Origin of the sequence: Parapedobacter koreensis (genome assembly GCF_900109365.1) — a bacterium.
GTDB classification, from domain to species: Bacteria; Bacteroidota; Bacteroidia; order Sphingobacteriales; family Sphingobacteriaceae; genus Parapedobacter; species Parapedobacter koreensis.
The window spans coordinates 1-16,872 of the sequence record NZ_FNZR01000016.1 but is presented as its reverse complement, the minus strand read 5'-3'; the positions used below and the strand labels follow the sequence as shown (position 1 = coordinate 16,872).

Genomic DNA, 16,872 nt, shown 5'->3' with positions numbered 1-16,872 from the left:
CAATTAATTATTAATGTCCGTCATAAAGGCAAAGTACCACCTCGAAATCATCAAGCCTTGGCACCTCACATTCCACCCAACCGTCAACTTCCTTAAAGTCAATGTGGCGTTCGGCTCGCAACATCCTTATCGCTTTTATATTCATGTTATCAACTGGTTTAAACCGTAATGTTATTTGATGTATCGATACGGGATCGCGAAATGTAGCACCCAGCTGACCAGCATGGTTGATTAAGCCAATCCACTCATACGCTCCTTTACGATTAACCATATGAGAGATTTCAATGAGTGGCGATGCATCTGTTTCAATCGTTTTTTCAATTTTCAACACATCGTTAAGTACTGTGGCAAAAAGTGCGCGATGAGCATGGTGTCCTTTAAAATTGTATTGAGCACCAATTGGCCAAGGAACAAAGACGGTGTGTCCTTTACCATATTCATTGACGATCATCCCTGGAATATCGGTGATTTCTTCCGCCATGAAATAACATTTTTCAGGTGGTCCGAACATCGTGGATGGGACAAGCCTGAAATAACCTTTTGCTTGATCGGTGGGCACACATTTCAGGAAGTCAGCATATACCATCATCAAATCGATATCCCGAAAAGCCGAATCGCCCAATACGTCCTTATCAGTTGTGCTGATACTAAGATAGGTGGATTTAGCCCGTGGAACTAATTCGTAGCCGGGTTTCACTCCCAATGATTTTAACCGGATATTAGCCATCGGATTGCCTGTTTTGTCCCGCGTAGCGGTAAAACCAGTAGCCAGAACCTTCCCTCCTTGCTGCACGTAACTATCGATATGTCCGATAAGCTCATCGCCCATCATACTGACATCGCCTAAAATAAGTGCATCATAACTGTCAATATTACGCGGAATGTGGTCGCTGCCAATGGCCGAAGGTTCGATAATATCAAACAAAATATGCTCCTCGGATAGCAATCTGATCATTCCTTTGTACTCCTCTCCATTGCCACGCACCAACGCCACTTTGCTTCGAGGCGCTAAGTTCGTAAACAACTTTTCGTGCTTTTTGTGAAACGCATAAAGATCGTTGGTTATCGCTATGAAGGCGCGATCCGCTTGATTGACCAAGGTACCGATTACATATACATCAAGTGCCCCTCCCTGAAGCATATTCTGCAACACCCAAACTTTTGAAAGGCTGGGTGCAGCGGCTACATGTCTATAGCCCAACGCGAGGAAATATTGCAACAAATTGCTTGGAGCCCGGTCATCGTATGAGCCTAACACACGCTTTACGTGGTCCGTTGAAAAGTAATTCCACTCATGCTGGTTTCTAATATGCGAACTGGATTCCATGCGAATCATGTCCACTCCCGCATCCGTGTAGGTATTGACAACAAGATTTGGATTTAACTCTTTAATAAATTTGCCAATCCGATTAAACAATTCATCTGAAGTTGCGGACTTAAATGCATTGTATTCACGGAATACTGGGTCATCAATATCTTCTACTACGGGTAACTGTGCCCCAGTAGCATTAAAGAATCTGTTTTTGCAATTTTCACATTGGCAGATACCGTGGGATTCATCATTGTAGTCAGTCGTAGTATAACCTATCATGTTAAAGAAAATACCGTCTAACGGGTATTGGATGATCGCCTCTTTCAGGATATGGAACAAATATTCCTGTTGATAACCGCCGTTGATACAAGTGTGTACCTGCCCGTTATAGTTGACATTTTTACCATGAGTACCGACATATAGCCATTCCGGCTTTTTTTCGGCTAATACTTCATTAAGCTTACTAAAGTCAAAACGACCAATCACTTTGACGTCGTGCTGATGAAGCCGATCAACTAAGGTTCCAACTAGATCCCCCTTCATGAACGGATTACGATAATGATAGGGTAGTTGGGTTGGATAGTTGGCAACGATGCCGCCCACATTTAACAGTACAACATTGGCAGAGCCGTCAAGGATAGATTGCACATACGCTTCTACATCCATCATTGCATCGATTTCTCGGAGATTCGTTTGTATTAGCCTAACGGGAGCCCTATTCCACCAGGTGTTATCGTAGCTGCCCGGGTCTATCGCATCGAAATCGACATCATCGATGCTTCTTTCGTTACGAAACACGGATACTCCATTATTCACTGTACTACCTATGGAGAGCGCTGCTGCACCGAAGAGCGTCTTTTTGATAAAATCTTTTCTTGAACTATAATGCATATCGTGTCTATAGTTGCCGTTTTGTAGCAATACCTGTCAATTAAAGCCTTGCCCAAGCTTCGTTCAGCGTTCGTTTTGCATTTGCAATGACCACATAAGGATCTTCATCTCCATAGGGTTTTATTTCGAAACTCACGATGGGTGGATGCTCTTTGTTTAGAAATCCGATGTCTAAAAGAATAGTTAGATAATCAGCCACTTCATCAACATCGTTTTCACTATTGGGAAATCCAAATCGAGGGTGTTGGTCGCCGTACCCTTCCAACGCCGGGTCCTTCACCACACAATTACCGATATGTGCATGCACGATGTAGTCCTTGATCGGCAATATCGCCTCTTCGATTGTCTCATGCAAAAGTGGAATGTGGCTTAAATCTACCATCAATCCGAAATTATCGCATTCCTTGCGCACTTCCTCTACATAGCGCAGTGCCAAGGAAGCGGGACCAATGAGGCTTTTTTTGTCTACATCATAATCAAAGATCTCCAATACAACCTTTAAATCTCCTTTACTTTTTGCATAACGGCAGATTTCCTTGGTTGATTCCACCAACCTTCCAAACGCCTGCTCCTTATTTTCCTCGTCATACTTACCGCTTAGAAAAGCAAACCCACTTGCACCCATCTCATAAGCTTCATCAACCCCATCAAATAAAACCGTCAAGGCTTCTTTTCTTCTTTCCTCATCAAGGTCGTTGATGTTTAATCCAGCTGTTAGGAGCCGGGGCTGGGCGCCATAGGCAATTGTCATGTGCGAGGTCTCCAAGATGCGTTTCGCTTGTTGGCGTTCTTCCCTGTCTGCAATGGTGGTGATTTCAATCGCATTGAAATAATCGTCCGTTGCCAAAGCGCGGATCGTTTCCAGTACGGGTCCGTTTCCCCTCATCGTAGTGGGGAATGCCATGAAGTGTACGAGGCCTACCTTCATGTATCGATACATTGATTCGTTCATTTATATATGTTTATTTAGATGTGCTTCTTTGATGATAACCGTATACCAATCGCTATGGCCGCCAGCAGAAGGGCCAACACAAGCAGGTAGATATACCCCACGCTTCTATCAGGGGTGGCTATAGTGCTCTGCGTGCCTAATGTCCCATATGCTGGAATTAGCCAAGCAAAGAGGTAAGCTTGTACAAACACGATGACACAGATAAAAAATAGCATGATGAAACTGTGTTTCACCGTAAAACGGAAGAGATCGGATTCCTGTCCGATTAATCCGCCCGCACCTGCGGCCACTGCAATGGATTGGGGGGAAATCATCTTGCCCACAACACCACCCGAGACATTAGCGGCTACCGTGACAACGGGATCCACGCCAATAGAAGTCGCTGTTGCGGCCTGCAACCTACCAAACAGCGCATTGGCTGACGTGTCGGAACCGGTGATGAACACGCCGAGCCAACCCAATACCGGTGCAAAAAACGGGAAAAGCCCACCGGTAGCCGCTAATACATTGGCCATGCTGATGGTCATACCCGAATCGTTTACGACATAGGCAAATCCCAATACCGAACTTACCGTGACGATGGGAAACTTCAACTGGCTTAGCGTCGCTCCGAAAATCTTTGCCCCTTGCCTGAATCCTATGCCAATCAATGGCATGGAAATCAATGCCGAGATCAGGATGGCCGTACCTGCGGCAGATAGGTAGTTCAAATTGAAAACATGCGGCAATGCCGTTCCGTCTGCAGCTTGTATGGTATTGTGCAAACCCGGAATCTCAAACTGGACCATACCCAAATGGTTGAGCGCTGCTTTAATGGGCTGGATACCCCATGCAATCATCATGATGGTCAGGACGATAAAAGGTGACCATGCCCGGAAGATCTGACCGGCAGTGTAGGAATAACTCGTCTGTGCAGCCGCCTGGGGTTCGTCCTTAAACCGCCAAACCTGCTTGGGTTTCCAGAATTTAAGGAAGATAATCAAGCAGATAATGGAGCCGAGCCCCGAAATTATATCGGGCAGGCTGGGCCCCAAGAAATTGGACGAAAACCATTGCAGCCCGGCAAAGGCCCCACCTGTGACCAACACCGCTGGCAAAACGTCCATTGCTTTCCTGAATCCCGCCATCAATACCACCAGATATAGGGGCACCAGTAGCGATAGGATGGGCAATGTACGGCCCACCATCTGTGAAATGCCCATTTCAGGGATTCCCGAAACCTGGGAAGCCACTAGGATTGGTGTTCCTATGGCACCAAAGGCAACAGGGGCCGTATTAGCGATGAGGCAGATCCCCGCTGCATACAACGGGTTGAATCCCAATCCGACGAGCATTGCAGCCGTGATCGCTACGGGTGCCCCAAACCCCGCGGTTCCTTCCAGAAACGAACCGAAGGAGAATGCAATAATCAGTGCCTGTAACCGCCTATCGTCGGTAATGGTAGCCATAAAGTGTTTGATGACCTCAAACTGGCCGCTCTTTACCGTGATGTTGAAGAGAAAAACGGCCGTCACCACAATCCAGCAAATCGGAAACAAGCCGTAAAGGGCACCGTGTCCAGTAGAAAGCAATGCCAGCTTGATGGGCATACCGTAGATACTTACAGCAATCAACAGGGCAATCAGCGTAGCAAAAAGGCTCGCTATATAGCCTTTCATCTTCTTGATGATGAGTGCCCAGAATAGAAAGACTATTGGTATTACCGCCACGAGTGCGGACAGCGCAATATTATCAAAAGGGTCGGTAACTTGGGTCCAGTTCATTCAAATGGTTTTTAGTGCTATTAAAAAATTTATTACTCGTAAAGACATAACAACATTTCAAAATCAGCTATCCGGGGGATTGTGCATTCGATCCAACCATCGACTTCTTTGAAAGCTACATCCGTCTCTGCGTTGACCAGACGAACTTGCTTTACGGGTTTCAAAGGCTTGAATTTTAGGCTTGTATTGGTGATAGTTATCGGTTCCCTAACTGAATTTCCCAGAAATCCAGAATGATTTATCATGCCCATCCATTCAAACTGCCCATTTCTATTGGCGAGCCGGGTCAACTCAATGGTCGGAGACATATCGGTTTCAACGGTGTTGTCTACTGACAGCAGGTTTTTAATCGTGCCCAATAAAAGCGAGCGGTGCGCATAATTACCCCTTTGTTCATATTCAGCTCCGATATCCCAGGGGATAAACACCGTCTTTCCTTCTCCAGAATCGTTGTATACCACGCCGGGGTATTGCGTAATTTGGCTTTCTTCGTACCAGGTTACTTCAGCGGGGCCATATAAATTCGTTGGGAGGAGCCTTAAATAGCCCTTGGCGCCCGGCGTTAGCTCACATTGGAGAAACCTGGCATTCATCATCATTAAGCTAAATTCCTTACTTTGGCTCAATAGCTGTTGATCAGTTGGAGAAACTTTCAGATACGTGGCTTGAGCCTTGGGAAACACATCAACGACAGATGCAACGCCCAAAGTCTCCAAGCTAAATGTGCCCGTTCCTTTTTCGATGCCATTGGCTACGGCGCTACCCAGCACCAATAATTTGCCTCCCTTTTTCACATAATCCGACACTGCAGTCGCGAGCTCTTTGTCCGTCATCGCCACGTTATTTAAAATCACCAGCTCGTAGTCTTCCAATTGACGGGGGAGTCGAGTGCCCCCGATTTGAGATGGATTGATGATGTCATACATGAGGTGCTCCTCCGACGCTAACCGTATCATCCCGCGTGCATCTTCTCCTCCACGATCTTGGATCAACGCAATGTTACTGACGGATTGGACATTGGTAAACAACGGCTCATGGGTTTTGTGAAAGGTGTACAATTCCTTCACTTTCGGTAAGAATACCCGATCTTCATAATGATTCAAGGTACCTACAACGACAAATCCGAGGGGAGCGCCATGCAGCATGTTTTCAAGCATCCATCCCCGCAACAGATTGGGGTTGTTCATGATATTCCTGTACCCTATTGCCAAGAAACCCATGGTCAAATTGACTGGGGATACGTCTTTGTACGATCCCAGGACTTGTTTTACGTTGTTGGTGGCATTGTAAATGTACTCCGGCCCGTTCCGTAGCGGCGTACCTCCGGATTCGGAGGCAATCCACGAAGTACCCACATCATTGTAGTTGTAAATAATCAAATTCGGGTTGGTAGCTTTGATGAAATCGGTCACCTTCGTATACAATTCCCGGGATGTTTCCTGTTGAAACCGCCTGTATTCGCTGATATGGGAATCATCATTGGATGTAGGCAAGTCCAATCCGGTCGATTCCTTAAACCTCCGCTTGCAACTCCCGCATTGACATATTCCATGGTATTCGCCCGAATAGGTAGCCCCCGTGTATCCCATCATGTTAAAAAAGATACCGTCCAGTGGGTAGGTTTCAATCGCCTCTTTCAGTATGTCAAGCGAATGCTCCTGATAATAGGCCCCATTAATACATGTCGAAACCAAACCGTTGAACGTTTGGTTTTGACCATACGTGCCCACATATAGCCATTCCGGGTGTTTATCGGCAATACTCGGATGTAATTTACTGAAATCAAACCGAGCGATGTACTTGATATCTTTTTCGTGCACGTGCTCAATAAGCTCCCCAACGAAATCCCGTTCGCCCATGTGAGGATTCCGGTATTGAAAATCCAGTTTTGTCTGGTAATTTGCAACAATCCCCCCGGTGTTAAACAACACGGTGTTAGCAGACGCATCGACCAGCGCATCCACATAATCGTCTACGGCCATGCTCGCATAAACGGCTGGGAAATTCGTCTGGATCAGCCTTATCGGTGTGCGGTTCCACCAAGTCCCGTCGTAGGAACCCGGTTGTATCGCAGTATAGTCGAAATCGGTTTTCGCTGTTTGTCCAAGCACCGCACCGGATAACGAAACGCCAAGTAAAATCAATATGTTAGGTATTGTCTTCATAATCTAGTATATAAAATTACATAATTGACCTGAAAGCTCACGACAGGTCTATACCAATGATTTCATGGTCAGCTATCTGATCCACCACGATATTAAGCCGGTTTCCGTCCTGTGTATACGATGCCGATTGCTGGCTCACCAAAAGCCTTACGTTTGACACGGTACGTGCATCCGGGAGTTTCACCTGCACCTGCTGGTTCGTAATGGGCAAAATCTCCCTGAAAGGCCCTTTCATCATCATGGGATTCGATAAGTTGACCAGGTGTACGGTCATGGACCGATCTTGCTGCCAAACGGTAATATCCAATACCCCTGCCCCCGTCGATTCGATAAGTTTATCTTCGCCAATTGCCCATTTCACGATATTACCGATAAGCCGACCGTGATCGCTATGCATGAGTTGCCAAAACGCACGGTCGATATCCCATGGTATATACGCGACCTTACCCTTGCCATGCACGTTGAGGTATACTTCCCGGATATCGGTTTCGGGTACTCGTGGAAAAACATCCTCCATCGGCAAATCGGGGTATGTGGGTACCAACGTAATCGGACTTGGGAAGTCATTGTGATGTGGGGTCACTTTTATCCGGTGTGTACCGTTGATGATGCGCGGGGCATCCTCCAATCCTTCCAAAATAGGGTGGTAACCTTCCGAACCTTTCCTAATCGTCAGATAGCTATTTTGCAGCGGCCCCTCTACGGCTTTGTCGTAAGAAACTCCAAATAGCCGCGACAATCCGAAATCAGCCAATTGATTCCCTTCTGCGTCATACAACGACGTCTCGAACGTGCCCACGATGTTTCCGCCATTTTCTACGTATTTTATCAATTGTTCGCACTGCGCATCAGACAAAGCGGCAACATTGGGGAGGATAAGCACTTTAAAATGCTTCAGGTGCTCATCATCCATCAAGCGATCGCTGACCATCTCGAATGGTATACGGGCTTCGATAAGCGCGTGGTACATTCCACTGGCATGATCACGGAGATTCTGTTGCCACGGTTGCCCGCCATAATTCCGGTCGGTCTGTTCCGAATAGACGATGGCCACGTCAGCCAGGGGTGCCGTGTTGCGCAGGTACCGCTCGTTGCGGTGGTAAGTGTTGTATAGGTTTTCCACGGTACTCATCCAACGTTTATCGAAAATCACGCCACCAAACTTCACAAAACAGGGACGCAAGCCGTTGGCCACCCCCTCCGAAACCCATATCCGTATCTCGGCATTGCTTTGTACAGAATCTTTCCACCGGTACCGTTCTTCTACACCCACGCTGAATATGCCCACTTGGGGCTTCATGCCCATCGTTGCACGCAATTCTTTGGCGTGCCTTCCATTGGCCCAAGGAGGGATCACCCCGCTTCTCGCTTGTTGGTCGGCAAAAAAGAAATCAGAATGCTTTCCGGTAATCAACTTGTCCGGGAATCCATTGGGGATGTATCGGGCTGTCTGTTTTTGCTTCCGGATCTCTTCATCCCACAGAAACCAGAGCTCCTGCAAGCGGGCGATACGCCATTCATTGTACTTGCGGTATGTGGTGTCCAGCCTATCCGTTGTCCTGGGCAAATCCAACCCCGAAAACGCCCTAAAGTTTTTCTGGCAATGCTCGCAATAGCATATACCATGCCCCGCCCAACGGTTGGAAAAGATTGCTTCGGGTTCATACCGCTCCATAATTTCTTGATTCACTTGAGTCATGAATTCAAAATTATAGGGCCCCAACGCACAGGTGACCCACAACTCAGGATTTGCCCAATGCCTTCTTTTTTCGCCCTCAGCGGTCACTGCAATCCAATCCGGATGCGCTTGATATACATTGTCACGTACCGCATGCGGGTCTGTCCGCAGGATCACGGACATCCCCATTTTGCGGCAGCCCGCCATTAAATACCCAAGCGGATCTGTATCGTTGAGCCATGCACTGCGATAATGCAGCGGAATGTTCGTTGGATAAAATGCCACTACCCCACCAGCGCTCAATAACGCCCCGTCTGCGTGGATGCGCTTGAAATAATCTAACCAGAAATCCGGGTCGTAATGGCCGGGATCTCGCTCAACATAGGCCAGCTGTGCCCATCGCATTGCTTTGTCAAACCATGGAGCTTGCATATTGTCCATGCCGTGGGCCAGTAAGCCTGAACGTGCAACCGCAAGGGAACTCCCCAATACAGTCGCTGCTTTGATGAAATCTCTTCTATACATGATACCGTTTTTGATATGCTTTTCTAATTATACCCTGGGTTTTGTGGAAAAATCTCTTGATTGTTTATAATCTGTATTTGCTCCAGCGGTACCGGAAAAACAGTCATATATTCATTCATGCCGAAAGGCTCCATTACCTCGAAAGCACGCCCAGTGCGAACCAAATCAAACCATCGATGCCCCTCAAATGACAATTCCAACCGCCTTTCATCAGATATCCTTTCCCGCGCTTCGTCTTGGGATAGTCCCGAATAGGCCGCAACACCAGCTCGTTCCCTGATCTGGTTTAAGTAGATCAATGCATCCGTTGTTTTATTGTTTTCATTGAGTGCTTCAGCGTACATCAACAGCACATCGGCGTAGCGGGTGACCTTCCAGTTTGCTCTGCTGTCATTGTTCATAGCGACCGGTGTGAGGTATTTTTTGGTATACGTCTGTGACGTGGCCTGCGGAAATGCGACAAATTCCCCTTCATCATTGATGAAGCCACCCCGAATCGCTACCGTAATATCCTTCCGTGCATCGTGGTCTTCAAATAACGCCATCAATTCCTCGGAGGGCGAATTCGTCTCCACACCAACACCAGTCACCCCATAAAATTCATTCATCAACCCTGAGATGGGCATAAACCTATTAGTGAAAACGCTTCCCTGATCCCCCAATCCTTCCTGGTACTCAATATCAAAAATATACTCACTGTGGTGCTCATTGCTGTAGTCGAAAAGTGCATTGTAATCCTCCAACAGCGCATACCCCATTGTTGTCACCTCTTGGAGTTTACTTTCCGCACTTGCAAAATCATGGATCGTCAGGTAAACCTTGCCAAGCATTGATTTGGCAGCACCGCTCGTGGCCCTACCAATATTGGCACCGGTGTATTGGGTAGGCAATTTGTTTTCTGCATCCAACAGATCCGGTATGATCACCTCGTTATATATCCGCTCAACATCCTCCCGGCTCATTTGATAGGCTTCTTCTGGCGTAATCGGCCTTGTCACAATCGGGACAGGACCAAAAATCCTGACCAAGTCGAAATAAGCCAGTGCTCGCAGAAACCGTGATTCACCGATATGCCTGTCCTTATTGGTTACAACCGACGGATCTGCCTCTTCAATGCGTTCCAATATGGTATTGGCCCGGTTTATCAAGCGGTAATAATTGCGCCATGTATCGCGAATCAGGTTGTTGTCACTTTCGAGTATAAATGCATCGGAAAGGTACCAAGCGTCATTTTTGACCACTTGTTGCTCGGAGTCGTCGCCCCGTACATCGCCAAAAATCCAAAAACTTTGATACTGTTGCTGCATGGTACGGTAGCAACTGACGACTGCGTCCTGGAAATCTTTGTCCGTCTTATATAAGACATCGATGCTTACCGTTGATTGCGGTGGCAACTCAATAAAATCATTACTGCAGGACTGCATCACGATAGGCAATGCCACTAGCAGTGCAACGCGTTGTATTATGTCTAGTCTCTTCATCGTGTTTATGCTTAATAGTTCATTAAAAAGCTGCATTGAGACCAATCATATAACTCTTCGGCAACGGATAGTTATTTTGGTCGATACCTGGGGTCAATGCATTTGTACTGTTACTTACATCGGGATTAAACGATGTATTTTTTGTGAATATAAATGGATTCGTTGCGCTTAGATACACCCGTAGCGAATTGATTTTCAACCCACTAATCAATCTTTCAGGGAATGTATAATTCAGTGTTATGTTATTGATACGGAGGTAAGTTCCCGAATCCAAATACCGTGCATTAGACAATCGTATCCCTCCTGTTGGCGCATTGTTAGGCCTCGGTGTCACACCATCACCAGGCTCACTCTCCGATTTCCAGTAGTCAAGTTGTGAGATCAATGTCCTACTCCGCGACCTCGTCAAGAGCCGGATTACATTAGCTTCACTATGGAGCTGATTTCCTTTGGATCCCTGAAGATTGACGGTCAACCCGAAGTTCTTATAGGAAAAGTTGTTGGTCATGCCATAATAAAAATCCGGATAGGGGGATCCCATGATGGTCCTATCGCTATTGTCGATGATGCCGTCCGGTACTCCATCAGGACCGCTGATATCGACAAACCGTATATCGCCTGGCCGCGACCGATCTGGCGCACCCGGATTATAGATAGGTCCGGCATCTACTTCAGCTTGGCTCTGGTAGATACCATCTACTAAAAACCCATAAAACATACCAATGGGCTGGCCAATCATGGTGATGTGTCGAGATGAAAATATCGGATCGCCTGTGGGTCCAAGTTTCAGTACTTCATTGCGGTAATTGGAAATGTTGAAATCGGTAGACCACCGAAATGCCTTATCGACGTTTACAGTCCCCAAGACAAACTCCCAACCCCTATTCCTCACTTCTCCAATATTTTGCAAAGCGGTATTGAACCCAGTGATGCCCGGGATATTTACGCTAAGTAGCAGGTCGGTATTGGTAGAGATAAAATGATCGACGGTCAGATTTAAGCGGTTATTGAATACAGACACATCCATACCAACGTTAAACGACTGTTGCTTTTCCCATGTCAGGTTGGGATTGGCCAGCCTTGCCTGTCCAAAACCAGCAATCGGTTCACCATTCCCTAAGTTATATTTCTCATAATCGATGGTTGCATAGTGTTCATAATTCCCGATGTTGTTGTTGCCGGTCCGCCCATAGCTTACACGGAGTTTGAGTTCATTAAGAAAAGCCGCATCGTTTAAAAACGCTTCTTCCGATATCCGCCAAGCCAATGCGGTTGATGGGAAAACGCCGTATTTTCTATTCGCTCCAAACCGGGACGAACCGTCAGTTCGCACAGACGCCGTAATGTAATATTTACTGGCAAAATTGTAGTTCACACGGGCCAAATAAGAAAGAATCGACCATTCGCCCAATTCGGAGGTACCTTCGGTAATGATGCCACTCACCGCACTCAATGACGGCACCAAGTTGTTCGGGTAGTTGTTGCTGGAAAGCGAATTCATCCGAAAAACTTCTTTTTGTGTGGTATAGCCGCCCAAAAGTGATAGGTTATGTTGGCCAAAGCTTTTGTCGTAATTCAGCGTCGTTTCAGTCAGCCAATTCAACTGCGTTCTCGCCTCGTCCCTACCCAATGCCGGATTATTCAACAATGCAGGGAGTCTCGGCCGAAAATACATGCCTTTGGTATTTCCAGAGGTCGCTCCCAGTAGCACATTCAACCTCAATCCTTCCACGATTTCATATTCCGCGACCAAATTGCCCAAAAACCGCGTTAACTGCCGTTTGCTTTGGATTTCATTAGCCACAGCGACGGGATTAAAAAGGACTGTAGATGCGTCGATGTTATTATACTCAAAATAGGTCCCGTCCGGATTATACAGGGGGTAATAGGGCTGGGCAGAGGTCGCTTGTGCAATTACCCCTTCGTTGCTGCCGCCACCGCCACCACTTGCAGTAATCCTATTTTCGTCGGTCATTGAAGCATTCAGGTTCATTTTCAAGGACAATCGTTCCGAAAGCTTGGTGTCAAAATTGGCCCTAAGTGAATAGCGGTCGAAATTGCTGTTTAAAATAATCCCCTCTTGGTTCATGTATTCGCCACTGATGGCATATTTTATGCTTTCTGTCCCCCCGGTGACGGCCAATTGATATTGTTGTTGAGGGGCCGTACGCAACACGGCATCGAGCGCGCTCACATCATTTGCATTGCGTCCCTCCAACACATCCAATATTGTTTGTGGCACTTTGAGTTGCCACGTATCTACAGGTCCGGAAACATCATATCCATTATCGATATTCTCATTTCTCACACCGTCAAAATAGTACTCCGCTTGTTGCCTGGCATTCATGAATTCGGGCAGTTTAGAGACCTGCTGGTACCCAAAGTAGGTGTCAAACGAAATCACTGGCTTGCCGGTTTTGCCACGCTTCGTGTTGATGATGACCACGCCGTTGGAACCTCGGGATCCATAAATGGCTGTGGCTGATGCATCCTTCAGGATATCTATGGTTTCGATGTCGTTTGGATTCAATGCTTGTATGTTGTCTATGGGAAACCCATCGACTACATACAACGGCCCCCCAGCCGCCGATATGCTTCCGATCCCACGGATTCGGATTTGTGGTGCACCGCCAGGCTCCCCTGTTACCGGTGAGACCTGTACGCCCGGGACTTTCCCCAGCAATGCTTGGTCAACCCTGGAGACCGCCAGATCTCTGATGGCGTCTGCACCTACGGAACCTACGGATCCCGTCAGATCTTTTCTCCTTACGGTTCCATAGCCTACCACTACAATTTCTTCCAATTCCGTGTCATCGGGCTGCAATACGACTTCAACAGTAGTGCGGCCATTCAACGATACCTCTTGCGATAGATAGCCGATGTAGGAAATCACCAACGTGACATTGGCATTGGGGACATTCAGCGTAAACCTGCCTTCACGATTTGTAGTCGTGCCTACTTGGCTTCCCTTAATGTTTACGGATGCGCCTTCCAATGGCACTTCTTGACCGCCAGTCACGCTCCCGGTGATCGAACGCTGTTGCAATGACGGAACAACGAGCTTAAGTTTTTGTGAGCTGCTGGGCAGCTTATTGCTCGGCTTGATAAATATACTCGTGCCATCTATGCGATAAGTAAGGAAAACCGGAGATAATACCTTTCTTAAAAACACTTCCAATGGCATTTCAGTAACGTTTACGCTTACAGGTTTAATTCCTGACACTACCTCATCACTATAAAGCACAGCGTATCCAGTCTGTTGTTCTACTCGGGCAAAAACCTGCTTTAAGCCGGTATTTTGCACATTAAGTGTGATGGTTTGTGACAACGTCTTTCCGCTCAGATGCATTGTTCCCAACAATAAAAATATCGCCGTAAATCGCATGACGAGGAATAATCGGTTAATTACGTTGGGTAAGAGCATTCCCCAACGCAACAAAAGATAATTTTTCATTAACTTTGTCTGGTTTGGATTATATACTTATAATCCGGTTATCAATTTCAGTTTATAATCTTTAATCTGAACACCGCAGGGAGGTGCTGTCATCACCTCTCTGCTTTGTTAGCTATCCTTTTTTTATCCGCTCATAATTTTTTGTTGTTTTAAGTTTATAAATAGTTATTGGTTATCTTATTTAATAATTAGTTTGCGCCCTTCCAATTGGAATTGGATACCCGATCCTTCGAAAAAGTCCAAAACGCTGAGAAGCTGTGCATTCCGTTTCATTTTTCCGCTGAATGTTTGATGCGGTGTTTGGCGATATACGATTTCGATGTCGTACCACCTCGCCAATTGTTCCAAGACTTCGGGAAATGGCGTCTCTGCAAAGCTAAAGTAGCCGTCTTTCCAAGCGGTAAATTGTGTGGCCATTACGTCTTTCACATGCGTATCCATTCCTGCCGCAATCCCTTGTTGGCCAGGTTTTAGCACATGCACAACCCCGGATCGCCTATTGGAAACTTTAACCCGTCCTTCAACCAACGTGGTTTTCGTCAACGGTTCGTTTGGATAAGCCGTTACATTGAATTGGGTACCCAATACTTCTACATTTTGACCGGCAGTCGACACCAAAAAAGGGCGTTTACTATCTTTGGCTACCTCAAAATATCCTTCTCCCGTTAAGGAGACTTCGCGTTTGTCACTTGCAAACTGAACCGGGTATTGCAATGTAGATTCAGCATTGAGCCACACCTTTGTACTGTCTGGAAGCGTCACTTGATAGGTTCCTCCTTTAGGCGTTGCAAGCTGAAGATTATTATTAATTGGGACACCATCAGCTATTGCGGCAACCATATCGCCATTCTCATAGGTAATCTGATCCCCGACAATTATCCCGGATTGTGCAGCGCTTAGATCGATTGTACGCCCATCTGCCAGTGTCAGTATGGCCTTATTACCGCCGGGCAAGATATCCGTTTGGGCAATTTGTTGTTTTTCAATTTTTGGGTCGTTGTCCAAAAAGAAAAATCCGAGACCCAATGCAAAAATCAGCGCAGCAGCATATGGCACCCAATTGCGGAATCGATTATGCGTATTGCGCTGCTGCGCATGGCTGATGATATAATGGTAAATGCGCTCATACTCGTCCGGATGGAGTGCTGTGGGAGCTTCCTCCGCTTGTCGCCACTCGGGATCGATAAGGCGCTGGATGGCTTCGTCTTGCGAAAGGTCAAGCACAGCGGCTTCCCATTCTTCGCGCTCTGCTTCCGTAAGCTGCTTAGCTTGGTACTTTTGGTACAAGTATATCAATCGTTCCTGATCCATCCTTTTTATTTGGTGCAACTTATAGGTATGTCGAATGGAATCAATTTTCGAGGTAATCGAAAAAACAAAAATTTTGCAAAAAGCTGATTTAACGCAAATTAAATTACAAAGACAGGTTGAAGACGAACAATAATACCGCTACATCAATACGTTGTTGCAGGTATGAACGCAGGAACTTCAAAGCAAGCTTCATATGTACCTGAACCGTCCCTGGAGCAATGTCCAGTTGACGGGCAGCTTCCTCATATTTCATTCCCTGCTGATGGCATAATTGATAAACTGTTCGCTGCTGGGGTGGCAATAAAAGGATTGCCTCTTCGATGATTTGCCGGGTTTCATTCAATAGGATGCGCTCCTCCGTCTCCTCGTCGCTTTCCTTCCAGTTGGCTTGCATAAGCTGTTCTGCCGTTCGTTCCATTTGCAAACGCCGCCAAGCGTCGATGGTACGCCTTTTGGATAATGTTTTCAGGAAAGCATCTGGATTCCGGATATCGGCAAGCCGGTTTCCCATTTGCCAAATAGCCAGCATGACTTCCTGAGCTACTTCTTGCGCATGCTCATGATCGTGAAGTACACGGAGGGCAAACGCGTGGATTTTCGGAAAAAAGTATTCATACACCTGTTTGAAAGCAGCATCGTCTCCACCAGCTACCTTCTTAAAAAGCTCAGGTACATTTGAAACCCTTGCTTGCATAATCTTGGTAATAATTGATCGAGACTAAGATACAGTTTTTTTTTAACCGACAAGTGTTTTTTTGAGTACAACCAATACAATACACCCCGATAAACCCGACATACTATTTAGCATGACGGCACATTACCGACCTTCTTATGCAGGTGAACTACCTGTGTTTTCTGGTACTGGCGACCAGAAGTGCAATGACCAGTACCACCGCGGCCACTATCCCCAGGTACAGGTAGCCCGCCGAACCGCCCGAGGCGGCATGCGCCTGCTCGCCCGCCGATGCCGTGTACTCCGGTATCAGCCACGTGAACACGTACGCCTGCGCCAGCACCAGCAACGAGATGAACAGCAGCATGATGAAGCTGTGCTTCACCGTGAAACGGAACAGCTCCGACTCCCGGCCGATAAGACCACCCGCTCCCGCCGCAACGGCTATCGACTGCGGCGAAATCATCTTCCCAACAACGCCCCCCGATACATTGGCACCCACCGTCACCACGGGGTCAACACCGATGGACGACGCCGTCGTCGACTGAAGCTTCCCGAAAAGCGCGTTGGCTGACGTGTCCGAACCCGTGATGAACACCCCAAGCCACCCCAGCAAAGGCGCGAAAAACGGAAACATCACCCCAGTGCCCGCAAGCGCGTTGGCCAT

Annotated in this window: 10 protein-coding genes; all 10 read right to left on the bottom strand. The window is 47.0% G+C overall.

What is annotated here, in order from left to right; genetic code table 11:
* Positions 1–10: 10 nt before the first annotated feature.
* Positions 11–2,203 carry an alpha-amylase family protein gene (locus BMW65_RS23345; protein WP_090609384.1) on the bottom strand — a complete coding sequence of 731 codons (2,193 nt, stop codon included), beginning with the start codon at positions 2,201–2,203 and terminating at the stop codon, positions 11–13.
* A gap of 40 nt (positions 2,204–2,243) precedes the next feature.
* Entirely contained in the window at positions 2,244–3,155 is a 912-nt protein-coding gene (locus BMW65_RS23340) for a sugar phosphate isomerase/epimerase family protein (RefSeq protein ID WP_090609383.1), read from the bottom strand.
* Between the two features lie 14 nt (positions 3,156–3,169).
* Positions 3,170–4,918 (bottom strand): L-lactate permease, encoded by a 1,749-nt coding sequence (locus BMW65_RS23335; RefSeq protein ID WP_090609381.1) that lies wholly within the window; start codon positions 4,916–4,918, stop codon positions 3,170–3,172.
* A gap of 32 nt (positions 4,919–4,950) precedes the next feature.
* Positions 4,951–7,083 (bottom strand): alpha-amylase family protein, encoded by a 2,133-nt coding sequence (locus tag BMW65_RS23330; RefSeq protein ID WP_090609380.1) that lies wholly within the window; start codon positions 7,081–7,083, stop codon positions 4,951–4,953.
* Between the two features lie 37 nt (positions 7,084–7,120).
* Positions 7,121–9,286 carry an alpha-amylase family protein gene (locus BMW65_RS23325; protein ID WP_090609378.1) on the bottom strand — a complete coding sequence of 722 codons (2,166 nt, stop codon included), beginning with the start codon at positions 9,284–9,286 and terminating at the stop codon, positions 7,121–7,123.
* Between the two features lie 23 nt (positions 9,287–9,309).
* Positions 9,310–10,767: a RagB/SusD family nutrient uptake outer membrane protein gene (locus BMW65_RS23320; RefSeq protein ID WP_090609402.1), complete on the bottom strand. Its 1,458-nt coding sequence runs from the start codon at positions 10,765–10,767 to the stop codon at positions 9,310–9,312.
* A 22-nt stretch (positions 10,768–10,789) separates the two neighbouring features.
* Positions 10,790–14,221: a TonB-dependent receptor gene (locus tag BMW65_RS23315; protein ID WP_090609377.1), complete on the bottom strand. Its 3,432-nt coding sequence runs from the start codon at positions 14,219–14,221 to the stop codon at positions 10,790–10,792.
* A gap of 177 nt (positions 14,222–14,398) precedes the next feature.
* The gene (locus BMW65_RS23310; RefSeq protein WP_090609375.1) at positions 14,399–15,532 is read right to left on the bottom strand and encodes a FecR family protein; all 1,134 of its coding nucleotides are present in this window, start codon (positions 15,530–15,532) and stop codon (positions 14,399–14,401) included.
* A 103-nt stretch (positions 15,533–15,635) separates the two neighbouring features.
* The gene (locus BMW65_RS23305; RefSeq protein WP_090609374.1) at positions 15,636–16,226 is read right to left on the bottom strand and encodes an RNA polymerase sigma factor; all 591 of its coding nucleotides are present in this window, start codon (positions 16,224–16,226) and stop codon (positions 15,636–15,638) included.
* A gap of 148 nt (positions 16,227–16,374) precedes the next feature.
* The coding region (locus BMW65_RS23300) for an L-lactate permease (protein WP_090609372.1) at positions 16,375–16,872 on the bottom strand (498 nt) is incomplete at its 5' end.